Origin of the sequence: Fructilactobacillus sp. Tb1 (genome assembly GCF_050500285.1) — a bacterium.
Classification (GTDB): Bacteria; Bacillota; Bacilli; order Lactobacillales; family Lactobacillaceae; genus Fructilactobacillus.
Map to the genome: position 1 here is coordinate 1,548,392 of NZ_CP191377.1, position 25,293 is coordinate 1,573,684.

Annotated in this window: 23 protein-coding genes; 6 read left to right on the top strand and 17 right to left on the bottom strand. The window is 34.3% G+C overall.

The genetic code is table 11. The annotated features are described in order from the left end of the window. Genes mvaD through fni form a run of 3 tightly spaced genes read left to right on the top strand, consistent with a single transcriptional unit; the run spans position 1 to position 3,121 of the window. Positions 1–984, top strand: a complete 984-nt coding sequence (gene mvaD / locus ACQW5G_RS07970; protein WP_429970930.1) for a diphosphomevalonate decarboxylase — start codon at positions 1–3, stop codon at positions 982–984. A 26-nt stretch (positions 985–1,010) separates the two neighbouring features. Next, complete coding sequence (locus tag ACQW5G_RS07975) at positions 1,011–2,078, top strand: phosphomevalonate kinase (RefSeq protein ID WP_429970931.1); 1,068 nt, start codon at positions 1,011–1,013, stop codon at positions 2,076–2,078. 11 nt (positions 2,079–2,089) lie between these two features. Next, positions 2,090–3,121: a type 2 isopentenyl-diphosphate Delta-isomerase gene (gene fni / locus ACQW5G_RS07980; protein ID WP_429970932.1), complete on the top strand. Its 1,032-nt coding sequence runs from the start codon at positions 2,090–2,092 to the stop codon at positions 3,119–3,121. Positions 3,122–3,149: 28 nt separating this feature from the next. Here the strand turns inward: fni and ACQW5G_RS07985 are convergent, their stop codons facing one another. Continuing rightward, a complete protein-coding gene (locus ACQW5G_RS07985; RefSeq protein WP_429970933.1) occupies positions 3,150–4,490 on the bottom strand; it encodes an RsmF rRNA methyltransferase first C-terminal domain-containing protein in 1,341 nt (446 codons plus the stop codon). Further along, the gene (gene glpK, locus ACQW5G_RS07990) at positions 4,491–5,993 is read right to left on the bottom strand and encodes a glycerol kinase GlpK (protein WP_429970934.1); all 1,503 of its coding nucleotides are present in this window, start codon (positions 5,991–5,993) and stop codon (positions 4,491–4,493) included. Positions 5,994–6,125: 132 nt separating this feature from the next. Here glpK and ACQW5G_RS07995 point away from each other — a divergent pair, with 132 nt between their 5' ends. Both ACQW5G_RS07995 and yjeM read left to right on the top strand, forming a co-directional pair. Continuing rightward, entirely contained in the window at positions 6,126–7,547 is a 1,422-nt protein-coding gene (locus tag ACQW5G_RS07995; RefSeq protein WP_429970935.1) for a C69 family dipeptidase, read from the top strand. A gap of 21 nt (positions 7,548–7,568) precedes the next feature. Next, positions 7,569–9,074, top strand: coding sequence for a glutamate/gamma-aminobutyrate family transporter YjeM (gene yjeM, locus ACQW5G_RS08000; RefSeq protein WP_429970936.1), 1,506 nt, complete (start codon positions 7,569–7,571; stop codon positions 9,072–9,074). Positions 9,075–9,121: 47 nt separating this feature from the next. On the opposite strand, the gene rplS is transcribed toward yjeM, so the two are convergent. The 14 genes from rplS to ACQW5G_RS08070 all read right to left on the bottom strand — a co-directional run bounded on the left by rplS (position 9,122) and on the right by ACQW5G_RS08070 (position 24,181). Next, the gene (gene rplS, locus ACQW5G_RS08005; RefSeq protein ID WP_429970937.1) at positions 9,122–9,481 is read right to left on the bottom strand and encodes a 50S ribosomal protein L19; all 360 of its coding nucleotides are present in this window, start codon (positions 9,479–9,481) and stop codon (positions 9,122–9,124) included. 110 nt (positions 9,482–9,591) lie between these two features. After that, complete coding sequence (trmD, locus tag ACQW5G_RS08010; protein ID WP_429970938.1) at positions 9,592–10,341, bottom strand: tRNA (guanosine(37)-N1)-methyltransferase TrmD; 750 nt, start codon at positions 10,339–10,341, stop codon at positions 9,592–9,594. A 1-nt stretch (position 10,342) separates the two neighbouring features. Then, positions 10,343–10,858, bottom strand: coding sequence for a ribosome maturation factor RimM (gene rimM, locus ACQW5G_RS08015; protein ID WP_429970939.1), 516 nt, complete (start codon positions 10,856–10,858; stop codon positions 10,343–10,345). A gap of 64 nt (positions 10,859–10,922) precedes the next feature. Further along, a complete protein-coding gene (locus ACQW5G_RS08020) occupies positions 10,923–11,168 on the bottom strand; it encodes a KH domain-containing protein (RefSeq protein WP_429970940.1) in 246 nt (81 codons plus the stop codon). Between the two features lie 8 nt (positions 11,169–11,176). Beyond that, positions 11,177–11,455 carry a 30S ribosomal protein S16 gene (rpsP, locus tag ACQW5G_RS08025; protein ID WP_429970941.1) on the bottom strand — a complete coding sequence of 93 codons (279 nt, stop codon included), beginning with the start codon at positions 11,453–11,455 and terminating at the stop codon, positions 11,177–11,179. A gap of 84 nt (positions 11,456–11,539) precedes the next feature. Beyond that, positions 11,540–12,979 (bottom strand): signal recognition particle protein, encoded by a 1,440-nt coding sequence (ffh, locus tag ACQW5G_RS08030; RefSeq protein WP_429970942.1) that lies wholly within the window; start codon positions 12,977–12,979, stop codon positions 11,540–11,542. Between the two features lie 11 nt (positions 12,980–12,990). Beyond that, a complete protein-coding gene (locus tag ACQW5G_RS08035; protein WP_429970943.1) occupies positions 12,991–13,350 on the bottom strand; it encodes a putative DNA-binding protein in 360 nt (119 codons plus the stop codon). A gap of 2 nt (positions 13,351–13,352) precedes the next feature. Then, on the bottom strand, positions 13,353–14,591 hold the full coding sequence (ftsY, locus tag ACQW5G_RS08040) for a signal recognition particle-docking protein FtsY (protein WP_429970944.1): 1,239 nt from the start codon (positions 14,589–14,591) through the stop codon (positions 13,353–13,355). Positions 14,592–14,593: 2 nt separating this feature from the next. Then, entirely contained in the window at positions 14,594–18,124 is a 3,531-nt protein-coding gene (smc, locus tag ACQW5G_RS08045; protein WP_429970945.1) for a chromosome segregation protein SMC, read from the bottom strand. 18 nt (positions 18,125–18,142) lie between these two features. After that, the gene (gene rnc / locus ACQW5G_RS08050) at positions 18,143–18,853 is read right to left on the bottom strand and encodes a ribonuclease III (RefSeq protein ID WP_429970946.1); all 711 of its coding nucleotides are present in this window, start codon (positions 18,851–18,853) and stop codon (positions 18,143–18,145) included. A gap of 84 nt (positions 18,854–18,937) precedes the next feature. Beyond that, positions 18,938–19,969, bottom strand: a complete 1,032-nt coding sequence (plsX, locus tag ACQW5G_RS08055) for a phosphate acyltransferase PlsX (RefSeq protein WP_429970947.1) — start codon at positions 19,967–19,969, stop codon at positions 18,938–18,940. A gap of 13 nt (positions 19,970–19,982) precedes the next feature. Continuing rightward, positions 19,983–22,013 carry an ATP-dependent DNA helicase RecG gene (recG, locus tag ACQW5G_RS08060; RefSeq protein ID WP_429970948.1) on the bottom strand — a complete coding sequence of 677 codons (2,031 nt, stop codon included), beginning with the start codon at positions 22,011–22,013 and terminating at the stop codon, positions 19,983–19,985. A gap of 75 nt (positions 22,014–22,088) precedes the next feature. Next, entirely contained in the window at positions 22,089–23,786 is a 1,698-nt protein-coding gene (locus ACQW5G_RS08065) for a DAK2 domain-containing protein (RefSeq protein WP_429970949.1), read from the bottom strand. Between the two features lie 32 nt (positions 23,787–23,818). Continuing rightward, positions 23,819–24,181 (bottom strand): Asp23/Gls24 family envelope stress response protein, encoded by a 363-nt coding sequence (locus ACQW5G_RS08070; protein WP_429970950.1) that lies wholly within the window; start codon positions 24,179–24,181, stop codon positions 23,819–23,821. A gap of 202 nt (positions 24,182–24,383) precedes the next feature. On the opposite strand from ACQW5G_RS08070, the gene rpmB reads away from it, so the two are divergent. Further along, a complete protein-coding gene (gene rpmB / locus ACQW5G_RS08075; RefSeq protein ID WP_014081953.1) occupies positions 24,384–24,569 on the top strand; it encodes a 50S ribosomal protein L28 in 186 nt (61 codons plus the stop codon). 79 nt (positions 24,570–24,648) lie between these two features. Here the strand turns inward: rpmB and ACQW5G_RS08080 are convergent, their stop codons facing one another. Beyond that, positions 24,649–25,293: a thiamine diphosphokinase gene (locus ACQW5G_RS08080; RefSeq protein WP_429970951.1), complete on the bottom strand. Its 645-nt coding sequence runs from the start codon at positions 25,291–25,293 to the stop codon at positions 24,649–24,651.

Below are 25,293 nucleotides of genomic sequence, written 5' to 3' on the forward strand. Positions count from 1 at the left end.
ATGACAATCTCAAAAACCAAAATAACTGCTCGAGCCCATACTAATATTGCTTTAATTAAATATTGGGGAAAAGCCAACCAAAAATTGAAATTACCTACTACTAGCAGTCTATCCTTAACTTTAAATGATTTTTATACAGATACCTCTGTACTATTTAAGCCTGAATTAACTGAGGATAAAATAAGTTTTAATAATGAAATCCTTTCCCCAATTAAAGCAAAACGCATTGTTCATTTTTTAGACCTAGTTAGAAAAATGGCTAACAGTAATTTATATGCCGAGGTTTACACAATTAATCACGTCCCCACGTCTGCTGGTTTAGCATCATCTGCTTCTGGATTTGCTGCATTAGCTGCTGCATCCAGTAAGGCAATCGGCTTAGATTTAAACAAAAAAGAACTCTCTCGATTGGCCAGACGTGGTTCAGGATCAGCTACCCGAAGTATTTATGGTGGTTTTGTTGAATGGAAAAAAGGTTTCAGCGATAAATCATCATATGCTGTGCCGTTTGAAGAACAATTAACTTGGCCAATTAATATGGTAGCTGTCATGGTAAATAAATCGGAAAAGCAAATGAGTAGTTCAAAAGGTATGCAGATTTCTGTTGCCACCTCCCCATACTATTCTGCTTGGAAAAAGTTGTGTAAAAAGGATTTAAAAAAGATTAAAGTTGCTATTAAAAATCGTGATTTTGATACCATGGGACAAATTGCAGAGGAAAATGCGATGCGGATGCATTCTTTAACTCTAAGTGCCTCCCCTGATTATTCTTATTTTGATGCTGATTCACTAAAAGTTATGAATTTAGTTCATACGCTCCGTAAAAATGGTCTAGCCTGTTATTTTACTATGGATGCTGGCCCGAACGTCAAAATATTAGTTGAACAAAAAAACACTGATAAGTTAGTAACAGAATTACAGAAACAATTTGCTTCAGATAAAATTGTGGTTGCCTCATCAGGTCCTGGAATCAAATATTTATAAAATAATTTATGAAAGAAGTTAATTTTTTGATTATTACAAAAGCACCCGGAAAATTATATATAGCTGGTGAATATGCAGTTGTTGAAACTGGTCACCCCGCGATCATTGCTGCAGTTGATCGTTTCGTTACCGTATCTATTGAAGAAACTGATGGATTTGGAACTATCACTTCGCAACAATATGCGGAAAGTATGCTACGTTGGCAACGGGTTAATTCTGAAATGGTCCTTGATGACCGTGAAAATCCATTTAAATACATTGTTTCAGCAATTAAAGTGGCAGAAGAATACGTTAAATCTTTAAACTTGGAACTAAAAACATTTAATATCGATATTAATAGCGAATTAGATAGTGGTGACGGTAAAAAATATGGATTAGGTTCGTCTGCAGCCGTAACTGTTGCCACTGTAAAAGCGGTTTGCAAATTATATAAATTAAATTTAAGCAAAATAGCTTTATTTAAATTAGCTGCAATTGCACATTTTGAAGTTCAAGGAAACGGATCACTGGGAGATATTGCATCTAGTGTCTTTGGTGGAATTATTTCATATACCTCGTTTGATCGTAGTTGGTTATCTGATTTCAGAAACAAAATTTCCATTGATAAACTCATTAAATTAGAGTGGCCCAGTTTAGAGATTATTCCCCTACAAATTCCTTCTACCCTTAAATTTTTAGTTGGTTGGTCAGGAGCTCCTGCATCAACTTCTAGTTTAATTGACAAAGTTGAATTAAAAAAAGGAAAAAATCAAGCTGATTATCAAGCTTTTCTTCATGAAAGTAATAAATGTGTTCACGATATTACTAATGGATTTCGCCAAGATAACATTGCAATTATCATGAGTAATATTAAAAAAAATCGTGAATTACTTTTAGATTTAGGTAAAATGGCTAATGTTGTCATCGAAACTCCCAAACTTCAAGAAATGATTACAACTGCTGATAAATTTGGTGGTGCCGCGAAAACTTCTGGTGCAGGTGGTGGTGATTGTGGGATTGTTTTGATTAAAAATGATAATTCAGTTAGCCAACTGGAGAATGCCTGGAAACAAGAAGATATTCAACGACTTGATATCAACATTTATAACTATTGAGGTAATAAAACATGGTTAGTATTCAATCACATCGAAAAGATGAACATCTTTCTTTAGCTAAAAAATTTCATAAAACAACCTCAACAGCAGGATTTGATCAAATTCGTTTTATTCCCAATACTTTACCAGAAATATCATTCGCTGATGTTGATATCTCAACTAAATTGGGAGAACTAACTTTTGATATCCCGTTTTACATTGAGGCTATGACTGGTGGAAGTGAATATACCGGTAAAATTAACCAACAATTAGCTACGATTGCCAATAATCTTGACTTAGCTATGGCAGTTGGTAGTGAAAGTGTCGCCCTCCGTGAACCTAAATTAGCAGATACTTTTGAAACAATCAAAGCGACTAATCCGAATGGTTTTAAAATTGCTAACCTAAGTGCTAGCGCTACAATTGCGGATGTCCAAACAGCCATTGAGATGATTGATGCTAGTGCTATTGAAATTCATGTGAATGTTGCTCAAGAAGTAGTGATGCCTGAAGGTGATCGTCATTTCAACTGGATTGATAATATTAAAAAAATTGTAAATCATTTTAATATTCCTGTAATTGTCAAAGAAGTTGGATTTGGTATGTCGCATGAATCAATTGAACGGTTAAAAGCAATTGGGGTTCAGTATATTAACCTTGGTGGCAAAGGTGGAACTAACTTTGTCCAAATTGAAAACTTCCGCCGTCCTAATAAGGATATGAGTTATCTGGAAGATTGGGGATTAACCACAGTCGAATCTCTTTATGAGGCCAAATCCGTTTCTAATATTAATATTGCTGCTGCTGGCGGAATTACTACCCCTCTCGATATCGTTAAAGCCCTTTATTTGGGCGCTGACGTAGTTGGAGTTGCTAGTACTATCTTATCTTCACTGATTGATAACGGTGCTGAAAAGACCGAAGAAATCCTATCTGAGTGGATTTATGGTATTAAGGCTATCTTTGTCATGTTAGGAGTTCGAAATATCACTGAGCTACGTAAAACTGATATTGTAATTGATTCGGAATTACAAAACTACCTAGAACAGCGAAATATAAAATAAAAAACGACTTCCATCGAAGTCGTTTTTCTTATGCTTTAAATCGTAATCCTTTAGGGAAAAAGTTTTTAATGGTTCCAGAAACAACTTTTCCAAAACCAACTGCCATTCCATCACAAACTAATAGATACCAACCCTTTTTAAGACTTGGATCAGTTGGAATTGTGTCTCCATGAACATACAATTTCCATTCATTACGTGTAATATTTAACTTATTTTTAACGTCATTGGGGTTGATTTCTAATGCTAATCCATAGGCTGGTTCAATCCGATTCTTTTTAATTTGTCCTAATGGTGTACCGGGACGCATTACTTTTAGTCCATTTAAATCTGGAATTTCAGGATTGAATGAGTATAAAGTTTCTCCAAATTTTAGTAAGTTCTTTGGATCAAAATCAACTAAATCAGCCTTATCAAATTTTTCCCATTCTTTACGAATATCAGCGGAAACATTAGAACGTTGATATCTAACTTTGCCCGGTTTACCTTCATCTGTATTTTGAAGTTTAGCAACAAAATGGCCATCACCTTTAAATAGATGTGGGAATAACCGAACAGTTTTATCTAATTCTGTATTTCCATCAGACCAAGCTGGTTTTCCACCAACCATTCCTTTAAATTTATGAATTGGTAAAATTTCAAAATTGTAATTATCAACTAACCAAGAAATGATTTGTTCATCTTCTTCGGGTGCAAAAGTACAAGTGGAATAAATAATTTGTCCACCCGGTTTTAACATTTTAACAGCTTCACTGATAATATCGCGTTGCCGTATAGCGCATTCCTTAGGATAATCTTCAGACCAATAGCTAGTTGCGTCATGGTTCTTACGAAACATTCCTTCACCAGAACATGGCGCATCAATCAAAATTTTGTCGAAGTATTTTTTAAAATGCTTTGCTAAAGTTCCAGTATCTTCATTTAAAATAAGTGGGTTTTTCACACCAAACCGTTCAATATTTTCTACTAAAATTTTTGCACGTCCACGATCAATTTCATTTGAAACTAATAGTCCTTCGTTTTTCATTAAACTAGCTAATTGGGTTGATTTACCCCCTGGTGCTGCACATAAATCAAGAATTTTTTCCCCTGGTTGTGGATCAGCTACCTGAGCAACAAACATTGCTGATGGTTCTTGACTGTATACATATCCGCTTTGATGTTCTGGTGATTTACCATCAATTTTTCCCACAAATCCATTGGTTGCATATTCAATTGGATGAGTAGTATCAATCTTAGCTTCTGCTTGAGGTTTTAATCCATTAATTCGAAAACCATGATCTGGGTCTTCATCAAAACTTTTGATGAATTCATTGTATTCATCACCTAAAAGTTGTTTATATTTTGTTTTAAATTTTTCTGGTAATTCCACCTATTTATTCTCCTCAAATGCTTCAGTTGCTTGAATCGCTAACTGCCAATTATGATAAAGTCTGTTTCGTTCTCGTTCGTCCATTGCAGGTTTAAATGTTTTTCCTGCTGATTTGATAGCTTTTAATTCATCAATATTTTTCCAGTAGCCAACTGCTAATCCAGCTAAGAAAGCTGCACCAAGAGCGGTTGATTCTGATGTAGCTGATCGTTCAATTGATTGATTTAAAATATCTGCTTGAAATTGCATTAAAAAATCATTTCTAGAAACTCCACCATCAATAACCAATGAATGTAACTCAACTCTAGTTTCATCTGTCATAGTATTAATGACATCTTTAGTTTGAAATGCTAATGATTGTAAAGTAGCTTTCACAACTTCATTAACCCCAGTATGACGAGTAATCCCTAAAATTGATCCTCGAATATTTTCATTCCAATATGGGGCACCAAGTCCAGTAAATGCTGGGACGACATATAATGATTCTCGATTTGCTTTTTCGGCTAAATCAGCAGTAGTTGCAACATCATCAAAAAGTTTTAACTCATCTTTTAACCACTTGATTGCAGCACCAGCAATAAAGACGCTACCTTCATATGCATAATTAACTTGACCATTTAATCCATAAGCAATTGTCGTCAATAAACCTTTTTTTGAAAATTTAGGTTGAGTCCCTAAATTCATCATAATAAAGGCTCCAGTTCCATAGGTATTCTTTGTCATTCCTGGCTCTAATGCTAGTTGCCCAAATAATGAAGCTTGTTGATCACCTGCAATTCCTGAAATAGGAATTTGAACTCCCATAAAAGTAAAGTTTTGCGTATAACCATATACATGTGAAGAATCTTCAACTTTTGGTAACATAATTTTGGGAATGTTGAAAACATCTAATAACTCATTATCCCAGGTTAAGTCATTAATGTTAAATAACATGGTTCGACTTGCATTCGTCACATCAGTAGCATGAACTTTTCCAGCAGTTAATTTCCATAATAACCAGGTATCAATTGTTCCAAATAACAAGTCACCAGTTTCAGCAGCTGTTTGAGCACCATCTACTTGATCTAAAATCCAACGAATCTTGGTAGCAGAAAAATACGAATCAACAATTAAGCCAGTTTTTTGTTGAATCTTATCCGCTAATCCCTGTTGTTTAATTTTATCTGCTATTTGCTTAGTTTGCTTTGATTGCCAAACAACAGCATTATAGATTGGCTTACCTGTTTGTTTATTCCAGACAACTGTAGTTTCGCGCTGATTACTAATTCCAATTGAACGAACCTTATAAGGTTGCGTTTCTGTTTGAAATAAGACATCTGAAATCACTGATTCCGTTTTATTCCAGATTTCATTAGGGTCTTGTTCGACCCATCCCGGATGAGGGAAAATTTGATTAATTTCTTTTTGTGAACGTCCAACTTCTTTTCCTTGTTGGTCGAATAAAATAGCACGAACTGAGGTAGTCCCTTCATCGATTGCCATTATGTATTGTTCATTTTTCATAATAAACTCCGTCTTTTTTAATACTTTAATTATAACGCTTAACCGTTTTTCGCGACAATTCATTATTATTTAAAATCCGTGCACAGGTGTATAATGGTAACGTTGGGCAAAAGCCAATAAAGGAGAGATTTTATGAGTTATTTTGAGTTTTCTGCTTGTACTAGTATCTTAGTCGGAAAAGCTGCAACGACTGACGGAAGTACATTGATTGGTAGAAATGAAGACTGTAAGGCTGCATGGCCAAAACGTTTTGTCGTTAACGAACATCAAAATTTCACGGAACCACAACAGTTTGTTTCAAAAGATAATGGATTTACAATGCCCATTCCCAAAGAACGGGCAAAGTATACATCAACACCTGAGTGGACAGATAAGTATGGTTTATTTGAAGAAGATGGAATTAATGAATACGGTGCTGCTATGAGTGCTACCGAAAGTACCTACGCTAATAATCAAGTTTTAGGAGTTGATCCATTAGTTAAGGATGGAATTGGCGAAGAAGCAATTGTTACCGTGGTTCTTCCTTATATTCACTCTGCAATTGAAGGTGTGGAACGTTTAGGCAAAATTGTCACAGAATATGGAGCTTCAGAAACCAATGGAATTCTATTTTCTGACAATAATGAAGTTTGGTATTTTGAAATTGGTTCCGGTCATCATTGGGTCGCACAACGAATTCCTGATGATAGTTATGCTGTTGTAGCTAATCAAATGGCAATTCAAGAAATTGATTTTGATGATTTACATAATTTCAGATGGTCTGCTGGTATTCAAAAATTTGTGAACAATAACGATTTAAACCCTAATCGAATTGGATTTAACTTTCGTCAAATTTTTGGAACCCAAACTCAAGCTGATACGTATTACAGCACTCCCCGAGTTTGGTACGGTCAAAAAATGTTTAATCCAGAAATTGCACAAAATCCTGAATCGCAAGAACTACCTTTTATTCGTAAAAGCAGTCGCTTGCTTTCAGTCTTTGATGCTCAAAATTTCTTAAGTTCTCACTTCCAAGAAACAGTTTATGATCCAATTGGTAGTGGTACTGAAGCGGAAAAACATAAGTTTAGACCTATCAGTCTTGCTAAAACTCAGGAATCACATGTGTTGCAATTATCAGCTAAATACCCACACGAAATTGGAGATATTCATTGGCTATTAATGGGAGTTGGTGCACAAAGTACGTTTGTGCCCTTTTTTGCGGGAATTACTGACACACCTGATGAGTATAAATACGAAGTTGGTCATGATTATGATCCAAAATCAGCCTACTGGATTTTTAAACTCGTTGGTATTTTAGTTGATCCTCACTATCTTCAATTTGGTGGTCAATTAAAAGAAATCCAAAATGATTTAATTCAACAATACATCGCTAATGTTAAAGCAGCTCAAATTGCTTCATTAACTAGTGATACTCTCTCTGAATTGGCTAATACCTATAGTTTCAAATCAGCTGACCTTGCGATGAGTTCGTTTAAGAACCTCGCAGCAAAACTTATTACAACCTCAACTGACTTTTCACCATTAAATTATCAACAAGATTTAAATTTATAATTTATAAGGACGTGTACGTTAATGGAAAATAGTAACAAGAAAAAAATGAGCGCTAACGGTCTGGCGTTGATGATTCTATCATCAATCTTTGGGTTTGCTAACGTTACAGTTGCATATGATCAAATGGGATATGCAAGTATTATGTGGTATGTGTTTGCAGCATTCATCTTCTTTTTACCTAGTGGATTAATGTTTGCCGAATATGGTTCTGCTTTCAGTGATCAAAAAGGTGGAATTTATTCATGGCTTAAAAATTCCATTGGTGAACGTTTAGCCTTTGTGGGAACCTTCATCTGGTTAGCAGCATGGATTATCTGGATGATCTCTGTTTCAAGTAAGGTTTGGATTCCTCTTTCAAACATTTTCTTTGGAACAGACAAAACCAGTACTTGGCATCTATTTGGGTTATTTACCCCAATGCAAACGATTGGAATTCTAGCTATTATCTGGGTTCTTGTGGTTACTTTATCAGCAACCCAAGGTTTTGACCAAATTGCTAAAATCTCTGGAATCGGTGGATTTTTCTCAATTATATTACCTATTTTATTCGTCGTAGTTTCAATCGTAGTCTTAATTGCTAATCATGGTCACTTAGCCCAACCTGTGACTGGTTTAAGTTCTTTCGTTCAATCTCCAAATGCTCAATTTGGTAATCCTATTGCATTGATGTCATTCGTTGTTTATGCCATTTTTGCCTATGGAGGAATGGAAACTACTGGTGGGGTAGTTGATCAAGTGGAAAACCCAAAGAAAAACTATCCTCGTGGTATTATCATTGCTGCAATTGCTATGACTTTGATTTATTCATTATCAATCTTCTTTGTCGGTGTGACTGCTAACTGGCATCAAGTGCTTGGTAACAGCAGCGTTAACTTAGGTAATATTACCTATGTATTAACAAATAACCTAGGTTACGTAACTGCTAAAACTTTCGGTGCTTCATCTGGCGTTGCCATTCAAGTCGGTAATTGGTTTGCTAGATTTGCTGGATTAAGTATGTTCATTTCATATGTTGGGGCTTTCTTCGTGCTTATCTACTCACCGCTTAAATCATTCATTGAAGGTTCTGATGAACGTATCTGGCCTAAGAAAATGATTGCTTTGAATAAACATGGTATGCCTTCATTTGCAATGTGGTTACAAGCAGTAATCGTTGCTCTTGTAATCTTTGCTATCTCATTTGGTGGAGCTGGTGCTCAAAAATTTTACCTTATCCTAACTGATATGGGTAACATTTCAAGTACTTTCCCATACTTGTTCTTAGTCGCTGCTTTCCCATTCTTTAAACGTTTGAAGGGTATCGACCGTCCATTCGTCTTCTTTAAAAACGGTTGGAAAACTAATTTAATTGTTATTGTAATGTTTATCGTCTTAGCATTAGGAATTAGTTTCACTGCTATTCAACCAATGTTAGACGGTGATTTTGAAACTGCTTTTTGGACCATTGCTGGACCAATCTTCTTCGGATTAGTTGGTTTAATTCTCTATCAATTTGGTTTGAGTCGTATTAAGAAATCAGAAAAATAAGTATAAAAAAAGAACTTGGAAAATTCCAAGTTCTTTTTTTATACTTATTAACGTTTTTTGAATGATTGCTTGATACGAGCAGCCTTTCCTTGACGATCGCGTAAGTAGTATAGTTTTGAACGACGTACTTTACCAAGACGAGTAACTTCGACCTTAGCAACACGTGGTGAGTTAAGTGGGAAGATTCTTTCCACTCCAACACCGTTACTGATCTTACGAACAGTATAAGTTGCTTGGATACCAGCACCATGACGTTTGATAACGACACCGGCAAAGTTTTGGATACGTTCTGTATCACCTTCGACAACCTTAACAGAAACATTTACACTGTCTCCGGCACGGAAATCAGGTAGGTCTGAACGTAATTGTTCAGCGTTGATTTTTTCAATCAATTTGTTTTGACGCATAATAAATTCCCCTAACTAGCACTCTTATCTTCTCGACAGCGGAATACTGTTGATTTTTTGGTATAAATACCGATTTGTATTATATCATAGATTACATCTAATTGTAAACTCTATTTTTCTTCTTCGATTCTTACTTCAGCTAATAAACGTTTAGCGTCTTTAGATAGCTTAGTATGATCAATCATTTCTGGCCGACGTAAGTAAGTTTTTCTTAGAGACTCCTTTAGACGCCAGTCAGCGATTTTTTTGTGATCCCCGCTCATTAATACATCAGGTACCTTTTGACCTCTAAAATCAGCAGGACGAGTGTATTGAGGGTATTCTAGTAGTCCATCAGAAAATGAATCTCCAGGAGCTGATTCTGCATTACCTAAAACACCTGGAATTAAACGGGAAACAGCATCAATCATTACCAAAGCTGGTAATTCTCCACCAGTTAAGACAAAGTCACCAATTGAATATTCATCAGTCACGATATCCTTAATTCGTTCATCGAATCCTTCATAATGACCACAAATAAAGGTTAGATGATCTTCTTTAGCTAATTCTTCAGCAGCATGTTGATCGAATTTCTTTCCAGCAGGATCAGTTAAAATAACACGACCCTTAGGAATTCCATTTTCAGATGCTACTTTTTGGGTATGATCAAATGCATCAATAATTGGTTGTGGTTGAAGTAGCATTCCTGCCCCACCACCATAAATAGTATCATCAACATTATGATGTTTATCTGTTGAATAATCTCTAAAATTAGTGATTGTCACATCAAGTAAGTCACGATCAATAGCTTTACCGACAATTGAATCACTCAATGGTCCCTCTAAAATACGGGGAAACAAACTTATAATATCAATTTTCATCTTATTCAAGTCCTTCTAATACATCAACAATTACTTTATGATTGTCTAAATCAACTTCTTTAATTACATCATCAATTTTAGGCAATAATAAGTCATTATCGTTATCCCGTTCCACTACCCAGACATCATTTGGACCTAAATCCATGATGTCTTTGATAGTTCCGACTTTTTCACCATCTTCTTTAAAGACATCTAAGCCGATAATTTGGTGATAGAAATAAGTATCTGGAGCAAGTTTAAGACTTTCTTGTTGTTCAGTATCAATGCGTAATATTGATGGTTTTAGATATTCAACATCGTTGATTGAGTCCAAACCCTTAAAATGTAAAAGAATAAAGTTTTTGTGTTTCCGTTTTCCATCAATTTCAAGGTTCACAGTTTTACCATTGGCTAAGAAAGCTGTAACTTTTTCACCTTTTTTAAACCGTTCATCTGGAAAATCAGTAATTGGTTGAACACGGACTTCACCTTTTAACCCTTGAGTATTAACAATTTTTCCAATATCAAAGTATTCCATAATTTCACCTCTATTTCGAAAAAAGAACCCTTAAATAAAACAAAGTTTTATCTAAGGGTTCTTTTTATTTACCACCATCAATAATAAGTTTAACCCTCTTATTGTCAGTAACATGTACACTATAAATAATAGTGCGAATTGTTTGTGCAACTCTACCACGTTTACCAATCACGCGTCCAACGTCCTTTGCATTTGTAGATAAAATATACTCATGAAATTCAGCGGTTTCTTGATGATTGATTTTGACATCATCTGGGAACTTAACTAATGGTTTAATGATTTTTTTTATTAAATTATCAAAATTAATCATAATTAAAATTATTTTTTATCAGCTAACTTAATATCGTGAAGTTTCTTCATGATACCAGCATCAGATAAGATGTTTTTAACAGTATCAGATGGTTTGGCACCCTTCTTCAACCAATCAAGAACAGTTTCTTCTTTAAGTGTTACTTGGTCTACTTGAACAAGTGGGTTGTAAGTACCAACGTTTTCAATGTAACGACCATCACGAGGACTACGTGAATCAGCAACTACGATACGGTAAAATGGGTTTTTCTTTGAACCCATACGTTTCAAACGGATTTTAACAGACATAACTACACCTCCTATTGATTTCTTAACAATACTTAGTTTACCAATAATTTTTAGAGATGTAAAGAGTTTTTTCTTTACACCTGATTATTTTCTTCTTTTTTTGTTTTTCTTGCGTTTATTTTTCTTGATTTTACGACTCATACGCTTCATAGCTAGACTAGATAACTTATTCATACCTTTACCCATTCCAGTTTGATTCATCATATTTTCCATACCAGACATATTTCCATTTGATACTTGATTCATCATCTTTTTCATTTGGTTAAATTGTTTGATTAAACGGTTAACATTTTGAACTGGTTGAGCTGAACCACGTGCAATCCGACGACGTCTTGAAGGATTTAAGACGTCAGGATTTTCCCGTTCCTCGTTAGTCATTGAGTAAATAATCGCTTTGATATGTTCCATATCTTTAGGATTCATTTCAACGTTTTGTAATGCGGGATTATTCGCCATTCCGGGAATCATAGCCATTAAGTCTTTTAAAGGACCCATGTTTTGAATTTGTTGAAGTTGATCTAAGAAATCATCAAAATTGAAAGTATTTTCTTTCATCTTTTCAGCAAGTTCCATTGATTTCTTTTCATCAATGTTCTTTTGCGTCTTTTCAACAAATGAGAGTACATCTCCCATTCCAAGAATACGTGATGCCATACGATCTGGATGGAATACATCCAAGTTATCCATCTTTTCACCTTGTCCAGTGAAGAGAATTGGCTTACCAGTAACTGCTTTAATTGATAAAGCAGCACCACCACGAGTGTCTCCATCTAACTTAGTTAAAACAACCCCAGTGATGTCTAAAGCATCATTAAATCCAACGGCTGTATTAACAGCATTTTGACCAGTCATGGCATCAACAACTAAAAGAATATCAGTTGGCTTAGCAACTGCTTTAATTTCCTTTAACTCGTCCATTAACTTTTCGTCAATTTGCAAACGACCAGCAGTATCAATAAATACGTAATCATTGTGGTTTTCTTCAGCAACTTTCAACCCATCTTTAACGATTTGGACAGGATTGACGTCAGTTCCTTCTTCAAAAACTGGTACATCAATTTGTTTACCAATTTGTTGAAGTTGTTCAATTGCAGCAGGACGATAAATATCCGCAGCAATCATCAAAGGACGAGCATTTTCGTCCTTTTTTAACATGTTAGCTAGTTTACCGACCGTAGTAGTTTTACCCGCCCCTTGTAAACCGGCCATCATAATAATGGTTGGAATTTTGGCTGATTTTTTAAGTTCAGTTGCTTCTCCACCCATCATGGCAGTTAATTCATCATCAACAATTTTAATGATTTGTTGTCCTGGATTTAAACCCTCTAGAACTTTTTCACCTTTAGCCTTAGCTTGAACTTTTTTGACAAAATCACGAACAACAGTGAAATTAACATCAGCATCAAGTAATGCTAATCTAATTTCACGCATTGTAGCTCGTAAATCAGCTTCAGTAATTTGTCCTTTACCACGTAACTTTCGGAAAGCATCTTGTAATTTATTGCTTAATCCTTCAAATGCCATCTTTTAACCCTCTATTCTTCTTCAATTTCTTCTAATTGATCAATCAAATCATTCAATGATTTATCATCAGCATGTTGTTCTTTGATCAAAGCATCTAATTCATCAACTACTTTATTGCGCTTAATAAATTTAGCATACAGTCCCATTTTTGCTTCATAAGTTTCTAATGTTTTTTCAGTTCTTCTAATATTATCGTAAACCGCTTGCCGGCTAACATCAAAGTTTTCTGAAATCTCACCTAGTGATAAATCATCAGCATAGTATTGAGAAATATAATCGGCTTGTTTATTCGTTAGTAAACATCCATAAAAATCAAACAAAGCATTAATATAATTATCACGAGCTAATTTGATATCAAAATTTTTATCCATTCTTATTCCTTAACTAATCCCTTAAATAAGCCATAGACAAATTTTTCTGGATCAAATTCTTGTAAATCATTCACTGATTCACCAAGACCAACGTATTTAACTGGAATTCCAATTTCACTTTTAATAGCTAATACAATTCCACCTTTAGCAGTACCATCAAGTTTAGTTAACACAATTCCAGAAATATCGGCTACTTCTTTAAACGTCTTAGCTTGACTCATCGCATTTTGACCAATGGTTGAATCAATTACTAAAAGTACCTCTTGTGGTGCACCTGGAATTTCACGAGTGATAATTTTATTCATTTTAGCTAACTCTTTCATTAGGTTAACTTTATTTTGCAAACGACCTGCAGTATCAATAAATAAAATGTCGTAGTTATCAGCCTTTGCCTTTTCTACCGCATCATAGACAACAGAAGCTGGATCACTACCTTCCGCCTTTTTTACGATGTCAACATGATCACGTTTAGCCCATTCATCAAGTTGTTGGATGGCACCGGCACGGAACGTATCAGCAGCGGCAAGAAGCACTTTTTTACCATCTTGTTGATATTTATGTGCCATTTTACCAATCGTAGTCGTTTTTCCAGCACCGTTAACACCAATGAAAAGAATAACTGTAGGTCCATCTTGATTTTCTTTAAGTTTGTTTTCATCATTAGTTGGGGCATCATAAATTTCCACTAATTTTTGAATCACAAAGTTTTGTACTTCTTTAGAACCCTTAACATTATTTAATTTAACGGCTTCTTTTAATTGATCACTAATATCAGTAGCAGTTTGGACACCAACATCAGATTCAATCAAAGTATCCTCTAAATCATCAAAGAAATCTTCGTCGACACTTCGAAAGTTAGCAAAAAGATGATTTAATTTTTCTCCAAATGATGATCTAGTTTTTTCTAATCCATCTTCATAGGTAGTTTCAGGTTTTTCTTCAGGTTGCTTTTCAGATTCCGGTTCAATTTCAACATCTTCTTCTACTTCAACTTCTGGTTCAGTAGCTTCAGGTTCTTCAATAGTTTCTGTAACCTGTTCTTTAACTATTGGTTGTGAATCATTGGATGCTGTTTCTGTTGAACCTTCTTCAGTTTGTTCTGGTTTTTTGCCAGCATTTTGCTTATTTTCAAGTTCTTCAGTATCATCAGATGAAAGCTTTGTATCATCTTGTTTTTCAACTGGATTTTCTTCATGTGATTCGGCTTTATTTTTATGTTTAAAAATATCAAATAATCCCATTTTTATCTCCTATTCTTGTTAGAACTTAGATCAACTGAAACTAATTTAGAAATTCCAGAATCTTGCATTGTAATTCCAAATAAATTATCAGCATAAATCATAGTTTCCTTACGATGAGTAACAACAATAAATTGCGTTTCCTGTTTTAGACTTTCAATATACCGTGCAAAACGATCAACATTCGCTGGATCAAGTGCCGATTCTGCTTCATCTAAAATCACAAATGGAACTGGTTTAACTTCGATAATTGCAAATAACAAAGCCAATGCAGTCAATGCTTTTTCACCACCAGATAGTAAATTAATACTACGATAGCGTTTGCCAGGTGGCTTAACTAAAATATCAATTCCAGTAGTAAGCAAGTGATGGGGATCGCTCAATTCGAGTTTAGCTTCTCCACCACCAAAAATATTACGAAAGACCTTACTGAAGGATTTTGAAATTTGATTATATGCATTTTCAAAACGAACTTTAACTGTTTCGTCCATCTTATTCATAATAGTTAACAATTGATTTTTTGCTTCAACTAAATCATCCATTTGATGTTGCATAAATTCATAACGTTCTTTAATTTCTTTGTAGGTGTCAATTGCCCCAATATTAACTGGTCCCAAATTAGAAATCTCTAGTTTGATGTTATTTATTTCAGTATTTAATTCTGTTAAATCAAGTGATAATGTTTCATATTTACGATTATTATTTTCTAACTCAACTAATTTAGCTTGATTACGATCAAGATTTTGTTTAACAACGGCAAGTTGAGATTCAAAATGATGTAATTTATCACTATTCTGGATCATTTGTTGCTGATTCTTGCTAATTTTATCATCTAATTGTTGTAAATTAGCACGTTGTGTTTCAAAATCATTCTTCGTTTTACTAAAATCATTTTCAATCTTGCTAATCTCAGCTTCGATTTCAACTGTATCAACTTGTTTAATTTTATTAATTTGAGCTAATTCTTGAACAACATCGTCCATTGATTTTTTAGTCTCAACTTGTTGCTTTTCATTAGCATTAAGTTGTTGTTTTAAATCAAGACAATGTTGCTTAACATTATTAAAACGTTCTTTAATAATTCCCACTTGTTGTTTCAAATTATTAACTGCGTTTAATTCAGAACTATATTCACGTTTTAAATCTTCGAGTTGACTAGCTAATGATTTATTTTGATTCTGATTATGATCGATTTCAGTTTGAAGTTTTTGAATCTGTTGTTTCAAACTTTCTGGATTATTATATTCACTATCTTCACTACTACCAAGTTTTAATTTTAATGCTTTGATTGCACGATCAACTTTAGTTCGCTCATTGGTTTGTAATTCTAAGTTATTTTGTGCAAGTGTAATTTTAGCAGTTAAATCACTAGCATCTTGATAAATAATGCGTTTATTTTCTTGTTCTTGTTTCAATTGATTTTGTGCTGTTTTTACATTTTGTTCCCCAAAATCAAGTTTTTCTTGCATTCTTTTCACTTGATCAGTTAAAGTAATTAGTTTTTCTTTTTGTGATAATAATCCTTCATTTTGATGTTGGTTTTTCCCTCCAGTAATTGAACCACCAGCATTAACCACATCGCCATTAAGGGAAACAACTTTAACACGATGATTTACAGTGTTACTAATCTCAGTTGCGGCTTTCAATGAATCAGCAATGATTGTACCACCTAGTAAATGTTGATTAACCCTTTGATACTCAGGTTTCATTTTAACTAAGTCAGCTGCAACCGCAACAAATCCAGGTGTTTTACGGGCATTTTTTAATAGATTTTCAGGTACAAACCGATCATTGATCCCGTTAACTGGTAAAAATGTTACCCGGCCAAGTTTATTTTGATTTAAATATTTAATTGCTTGACGAGCATCTGTTACATTAGCAACAATTACTTGTTGAATTGCACCACCTAAAGCTGTTTCAATTGCTTGGATGTATTTGCTATCAACATCAATATAATCTCCAACAGTACCGATAATGCCAGTTAAGTTGTTTTTTTGTTTCAACAAATTACGAGTTCCACGATACAAATTGTTGTGATTTTCTAACATTGAAGAGAGACTGTCACGTTCAGTTTTTGCTTCTTGAAAAATCCGCATAGCATCTAACCAACGGTTACGCATAGTATCGGCCTTAGTTTCACTATCTTTAACTGTTTCATCAATCGTTGCTAACTTTTCATCGATAGTTTGTTTTTGTAACTTTAATTCTGCAACATTTTTTTTAGTAACGCTTCTTTTACTATCAAGTTCATTTAAATGTTTTTGATTTTGATTCAACTCTTGAAAAATAGCCTTAGAATTATTATCTGATTGTTGACTAAGTTTTTCTGTTAGACGTAAATCATTTCGTGCATCAGAAATTGATTGCATTAAACCAACGTAATTAGACCGGCCTTGTTCAATCTTAGTTTCCGTATCTTGAACGTTTTTTTCTAATTGAATAGCTTTAGAATTTTTGATTTGGGCACGTAATTCGTCAAGTTCATTTGAAAGCTCAGTTTGTTTCAGTGACTCTTGTTCTAATTGTTTAGTTAAATCATGTTTTTGAGAATCTAAGTCCTCAAGTTGGGTTTGTAATTCAGTTTGTTTTTGGGAATTAAATTTTTCTTTTTGTTCACTTAGCTTTTTTTCACTACTTAAATTTTCTAACAATTTATTTTCAGATAATAATTTGGTTTGTAATCGTTCTTTTGCGATATCCAATTCATTAATATTTTTGTTAGTATTCTCTTTTTGGGTATTTAAACCATTAAATTCATTAGTTAATCGATTCTGTTCCTGGTGTGCCTCTGTTAAACTAGTTTGAATTTCATGAGCTTCAGCATTTCCATTTTTTAAATCAATACTAAACTTATTAAAATTAAGCTCATCTAAATGTTTATTCTTACTCAAATAGAGCGAAGCGATTTCGCTTTGCTCTTTTAAGGGATTCATCTGTTTTTCAATTTCATGAATAATATCAGAAATTCTATCTAAGTTAGCTTGAGTATCTTCAAGCTTCTTTTCAGATTCATTTTTTTGTTTTTTGTATCGATAAACACCAGCTGCTGTTTCGATGATAGCACGTCGTTTTTGTACATCATCATCAAGAATATCATCAACATTTCCTTGGGAAATAATTGATAATGATCCTTCACCTAGACCAGTATCCATAAACAAGTTATGAATATCTCTGAGTAAACATTCTTGATCATTAATTGAATAAATACTATCACCATTACGATAATAAGTTCTAGTAATTTTAACTTCACTATATTCTGAATCTAAGAAATGTGATGTATTATCAAAAATCAAGCTAACTTCAGCACGATTTAATGGATGTCGGTCCTTAGAACCAGAAAAGATAACGTCTTTCATTTTTTTACCACGTAGACTTTTAGCTGATTGTTCACCTAAAGCCCAACGAACAGCTTCGATAACGTTACTTTTACCACTTCCATTTGGACCAACAATTCCAGTAAAACCATTTTGAAAATCAATATTAGTTTTATTGGCAAATGATTTAAAACCTGCTATTTGGATTGATTTTAATTTCACAACAGATTCCTCACTTTATTATTGCAATTTTTGATCCTTGATGCCTAATTTATCTAATGCCATTTTAGCGGCAATTTGTTCGGCATTCTTTTTAGAATGACCTTCACCGACTCCGAGTTCTTTGTCGTCAACAAATACAGCTACTTTAAATTGACGATCATTATCTGGACCGTTTTCATCTAATAGCTTGTATTCAATCTTAACGGGTCCATTAATTTGAATAGCTTCTTGTAATTCAGTTTTGTGGTCGAAGAATTCATCGAACCAACCTTCATCCAATTTAGGGAAGATAACTATATTACAAAAATGTTTAACAGTTTCGATTCCTTGATCAAGGTAAACGGCTCCAATGAAAGATTCGAAAATATCACAAAGTAGTGAATCACGATTTCTTGCACCAGCTTTTTCTTCACCCTTACCTAAACGAATGTATTTATCAAAGTGACATTCACGAGCGAATCGACTAAAACTATGACGATTAACCATAGCGGCTCTTAATCTTGTTAATCTACCTTGAGGCAATTCTGGATAGCGTTTAAAAATGTAGTCAGAAACCACCAATTGGTAAACAGCATCACCTAAGAATTCCAATCTTTCGTAGAATTTCAAATCTTGATCTGGATGTTCATTTACGTATGATGCTTGAGTAAATGCTTCGTCCAATAAAGCCTCATCGTTAAATTTTATATTGTATTTATCTTCTAATTTATCGTCAAATGTTTTCTGCACTGTGTACTCCTCCATAATTACTTATCTAAGTATATCATTAAATGAAAAACCCTATCTAATAATTAGACAGAGTTTTAGCATTTTTTATTCTTTTTCAGCTGCTTTTTCTTCAGCAACCTTAGTAAAATGATTCTTTACTGATTCAACATAACCGGATTTTACAATTTCAGCAGCATTAAATAATACATACTTAACTGTTTTCGGATCACTATTTCCATGTCCTTTAACTACAGGGGATTTAATCCCTAGTAAAACGGCTCCGCCATATCTTTTATAATCCATTTTATTAGCCATCTTTTTAAGGCTATCTTTTAAGAGTAATGCACCGAGTTTAGCTTTAATGCCACCATGCATAATGGAATCTTTCAGCATTCCCATAATTGACATCGCTGTTCCTTCAATTGATTTAAGTACGGCATTTCCAGTAAATCCATCGGTAACAACTACATCAGCAACTCCATTTAGAAGTTCCCGTGATTCGATATTACCGATGAAATTAATTTCACCATTGTCGCCCATTACTTGAAGAGCATCATGCATCTTACGGTGAATCATATCACCCTTATCAGCTTCGGTACCATTGTTAATTAATCCAACCCGAGGATTTTTCACATGACTAACGTGTTCTGAATAATATTTACCAAGTAAAGCATATTGTTCAATGTTTGCAACTTTGGCATCTGCATTGGCACCAGCATCAACCATCGTAAATCCACGATCACTATTCATCACCGGCATAGTAGCAGTAAACCCAGGACGATCAATTCCCTTAATACGTCCTAAGATTAATAATGATGCTACTAATAACGCACCACTACTACCAATTGAAACTAAAGCATCGGCATCGCCATTTTTTACAGCTTTAGCAGCCAGAACTAAACTTGAATTTTTCTTTCGTTTTACAGCGCGAACCGGTTCATCTTCCATCGTAATAACTTCATCAGCTTGAATAATTTTAATATTTTTATCATCACTCAATAGTGGTCGGATTTGTTTTTCATCACCGAATAATAAAAATTCGATATCATCACGTTCATTACGTGCTAATTCAACACCTTCAACTACTGATTCTGGTGCATCATCGCCACCCATGGCGTCTACTGCAAGTCTAATCATATTCCATACTCCCTTAATCAAAAGATGTGTTGTCATTTAAAGTTGTTAAATGTTTTACTAATTCTTGATTTTCATCAAGTTTTTTCCAGTTGTCATTATCCGTAACTTGTTTAGCTACGTCTTGAGCTGCACTTAAAATATTTAAATCAGCAATTGGGTCACCAACATGAAATGATGGTAATCCTGATTGTTGCTTACCTAGCACATCGCCCGGACCTCTTAATTCTAAATCTTTTTGAGAAATAAAGAAACCATCAGTCGAGGAACTCATAACGTTCATACGCTTAATTCCAACTTCATTTTTGGGATCTGCAATTAAAATACAATACGATTGTTGTGATCCCCGTCCAACTCGGCCACGCAATTGATGTAATTGAGCTAATCCAAAGTGATCGGCATCAAAAATCACCATCACACTAGCATTTGAAACATCAACTCCAACTTCCACAACCGTAGTTGAAACTAAAATTTGCGTCTGATTATCCTTAAAATCTTGCATGACTTTATTCTTTTCGTCATCATTCAATTTACCGTGCATTAAACCAACTTTGAATTCATTGCCAAAGTATTGTTGAAATTTTTCATAAGTTTCTGTCACATTTCGCATATCCATTACCTCTGATTCTTCAATCAAAGGGACAACGACATACGCTTGCTCATGGTTTTTTAAATGTTTATGTAGAAAATTAAGCATCGTTTTAGTCTGTGAATTTTTAATCCAGGTCGTTTTAATTGGCTTACGGCCACCTGGCAATTCATCAATAACAGAAACGTCCATTTCACCGTAAGCAGTAATTGATAATGTACGTGGAATTGGAGTTGCAGTCATTGATAAGACATTGGTAGCCTTTCCTTTTTCCCGCATTTTACGCCGTTGATTAACCCCAAATCGATGTTGTTCATCAATGACAGCTAACCCAAGATCTTTATACTTAACTTTATCTTGAAATAACGCATGTGTTCCAATGATTAAATTAATTGAACCATCTTTAATACGTGGTAATAACTGTTTTCTTGCCGATGCTGGCGTATCTCCCGTTAATAAAGCAACATTAACGTTTGTTCCTTCAAATAACTTAGCTAATCCATTAGCGTGTTGTTCTGCTAGAATTTCAGTAGGTGCCAACATGACAGCCTGTTTACCAGATAAAATGGTTGCTAAAATGGCAATCGCAGCAACCACGGTTTTTCCACTTCCTACATCACCTTGTAATAAGCGATTCATGGCATATGGACGATGCAAATCTGCTAAAATTTCATTTACCACGCGATCTTGGGCATTAGTCAATGCATATGGTAGACCTTCAATAAACGGCATTAGCGTTAATTTGTCGGCCATTACACGGGCATGGGGATCTTTATGATTATTAGTTTTAAGGGTTTGCATTTGCATCTGAAATAAGAAAAATTCGTTAAATTTAGCTGTTCTTAAAGCTGCTTTAACTTCATTACGGTCTTTGGGAAAGTGCATATCATGAATGACGGTTCTAAATGATTCTAATCTAAATTTATTAATTACCCATTTGGGAACAAAATCATCAATTACATCATAATATTCATCAAAGGCTTGTTGAATGATTTGCCGTAACGTTTTTTGAGTAATTTTGCTATTGACTGAATAAATGGCACTAAAATTTTTTTCATCACTTGGTTTCATTAATTTCATACCAGTTAATGCTTTGCTAGCTGTATTGAACTTACCATGAACCAGTACCTCTTGCCCGGTCTCTAATTGTTTCTTTAGCCATGTTTGATTAAAAAAAGTTACTGGAATCACATCATGACCAACTAACAAACGAACTGTTAGACGACTTTTACGTCGTCCATAAAATTGAACTGTCGGTTCAGCCGCAATTTCACCTTTAATAGTTACAGTTTGTTGATCAGCAATCTCATGAATGTTTTTTGGTGCAAAATCTTCATAACGAAAAGGAAAATAAGTTAATAAATCAAAAACCGTATGAATATCCAAATCAAAAAGAGCCTCTTGTTTTTTAGGTCCGACTCCATTTAAGACAGTCACTGAATCAGTTAAACTTTTCATATATATTCTCCTTTCTTTAGAAATTAAAAGAAAAAACTGCTAATCATTTACGATTAACAGTTTTTTGATGTTTTGTTATTCAACAGAGATAAGTAATGGATATACCGGTTGATCACCTTCGTGAACTTCAACTTCAAGTTCTGGATCAGCTTCCATCGCTGCTGATTCAATCTGATCTGCATCTGATTGGTTAGCACCTTCACCAAAAATAATGGTTACATTTTCACTGTCTTCGTCTAACATTTCTTTTAGCATTGAAATTGCAGCAGCATTCAAAGTATCTTCAATCACTTCGATTTTACCGTCAACAATTCCCATATAACTACCTTTTTTGATATCAAGACCATTAATCTTAGTATCACGAACGGCAGCGGTTACTTGACCACTTTTCACTGTATCTAGTGAATCATCCATTGCAGTTTGGTTGTCTTCAATTGAAGCAGCCGGATTGAATGAAAACATAGCCGTTAAACCTTGTTGAATCGTCTTAGTGTGAACAACCTTCATTGGAATATCTGTTAAACTTTCAGCTTGTTCAGCTGCTAAGAAAATATTCTTGTTGTTAGGCAACACAATTGCTTGTTTAGCATTTGAATTATTAACTGCATTAACAATGTCTTCAGTACTTGGGTTCATAGTTTGACCACCACTAATAATGTTGGTAACTCCAAGACTCTTAAATAACTTTTCTAAGCCCTTACCAGCAACTACTGAAATTACAGCCAATTCTTTTGGTTCTTCTTTTTCAGTATTAACTGGTTGGTTGTCAACTTCTTCATCACTTTCCATGATTTCTTCTTGTTGACTACGCATATTGTCAATTTTAATGCTAATCAAATCACCAAATTTTTGACCCCAGGTTAATACTTTACCTGGTTGTTCAGTATGCACATGAACTTTGGCAACTTCATCATCATTGATAACCAATAATGAATCACCTAATGGAGCTAAATAATTGTAAAAAGTATCATAATCAAATTCTTTTTCAACTTCCTTGCCTTTACCAAAGCGAACTGTCATTTGAGTACAATAACCAAATACGATGTCTTCCGGGTTTAACTGTCCTTGGGCACTTTCGTGATGGTCATTATTAACCATTTGATCCATTTTATTTGATTCTACGTTGAATTTTTCACGAACATCAGTTGAAGCTTCGCGACCATTTAAAATGTCATCAAAAGCTTCAAAGACAAATGTAAGGCCTTGTCCACCAGAATCAACTACTCCAACTTGTTTAAGGACTGGTAACAAGTCAGGAGTTAAAGCAAGTGCTTCTTGAGCCCCAGCTTTAATTGCGTCCATCACTTTTGCGCAATCATCAGTTTCTTCAGCTGCTTTGTGACCTGCGTTAGCAGCATATCTAACAACAGTTAGAATAGTTCCTTCAGTTGGCTTCATAACTGACTTGTAAGCAGTTTTTGCCCCTGCAGTAACTGCTGCGGCAAGCTCATGAGCATCTAGTGTATCTTTACCTTCGACATCTTTGGCAAATCCACGGAAAATCTGTGAGAGAATAACTCCAGAGTTTCCACGAGCTCCCATTAATAATCCCTTGGCTAAAGCAGAAGCTTTTCCCCCAACTGTATTTTCAGTTGAGTTAGCAACATACTTTGCACCACTAGCCATTGAAAGGCTCATATTTGTACCGGTATCACCATCTGGAACCGGAAAAACGTTTAATGAGTTAATAAACTCTGCATTATTTTTTAACACGACTGATGCAGCTTGAACCATTTGGTCGAACTCTTTAGTCGTAATCTTCGTTACTGGCACTATTATCCAATCTCCCTTTTAATTCAAACTAATTAATCGTTAATCACTTTTACGCCTTGAACGATTACATTAACTGCATCAGCTGTAACACCGAGCATTGATTCTAAATTGTATTTAACTTTATCTTGTACAGTACGTGATACTTCAGAAATTTTAGTACCGTAGCTAACAATGATATTAACGTCTACTTCAATCTTATTTTCGACTTGACGTACAACAACACCACGTGAATATGCATCTCTACGTAAAATTTCATTCATGTTATCTTTTAATTGATTTTTACTTGCCATACCGACAACACCATAGTTATCAGTTGCTGCACCACCAACAACGGTTGCAATAACATCATTATCAATGTTAATTGAGCCGTATTGAGTATTCATCTTAACAGCCATCGCGTATGCATCTCCTTAATTTATAAGTTAATATCGATACCTAATCTTACCATAATGGTAATTAAAACCAAAATTTTTATTACGATTGGGGTGTCAAGTACAAATACTTGAAAGAAAGATTGCATTTATAGCAGTTATATGCTAAATTTAGATATGTAGTTTAATACGTTTTAATTAAAAAATAAAAGGGAGGGATATTTTCATGGCAAAAGATGCATTAACAGGAAAAAGAACCCACTTTGGTAACCGTCGTTCACACGCTTTAAACTCTTCAAGAAGAAGTTGGAAGCCAAACCTTCAAAAGGTTCGTATTTTAGTAGATGGTAAACCAAAACGCGTTTGGTTGAGTGCTAGAACATTAAAATCTGGTAAATTCAAACGTGTATAATCTTTATACCGTTTAATTAGTTAATTAATTAAAAAAAGAAGCAATCACCTAAGTGATTGCTTCTTTTTTTGTTTATTTTTTAATCTTTACTTTGAATAACAGTTAAAATTCCCCTATCAAACGCAAAAGTCGCGGTATCTGACATAAATTCATTACTAGAAAATGATGTTGGTACTTTAACTTCATAATTATCTAAAGTATATTTTTCATCAAATAAAGTTAAATTGGTACTTTCCAAATTAACAAAGTCTAAATACTTCATACCAGTAACTTTAGTAATCTGGTGTTTACCAGGAATAAAAAATCTGACCCAGTTTTGTCGATCAATCATCGTGACTTTATTAACCAAGGCTTTAAACTCTGGCTTTTGCATCATTAAGATGTTAGTCATCAATTGATCTAAACGTCCACCAGAGAATCCATAAATCACGATTTCAGCCTCTGGATAATGTTTCATTACATATTGCAAGGCAATTTCAGTATCAGTATAATCCTTAATTGGATTAGATTGATGGATATCAGCAACTGTATCTTGAATTAGTTTAAATTCAACTTCATTAACTGAATCAAAGTCACCAACTGCTGCAATCGGTTTAATTCCCATTTTAATTAATTCTAAGGTACCACGATCAACCCCAATAAATGGTCCTGAAACTTTACCATCAACTAATTCAGTTGGCCATTCTGTTTTAGGACCACCAACTAACAAATTAATTTGATCCAT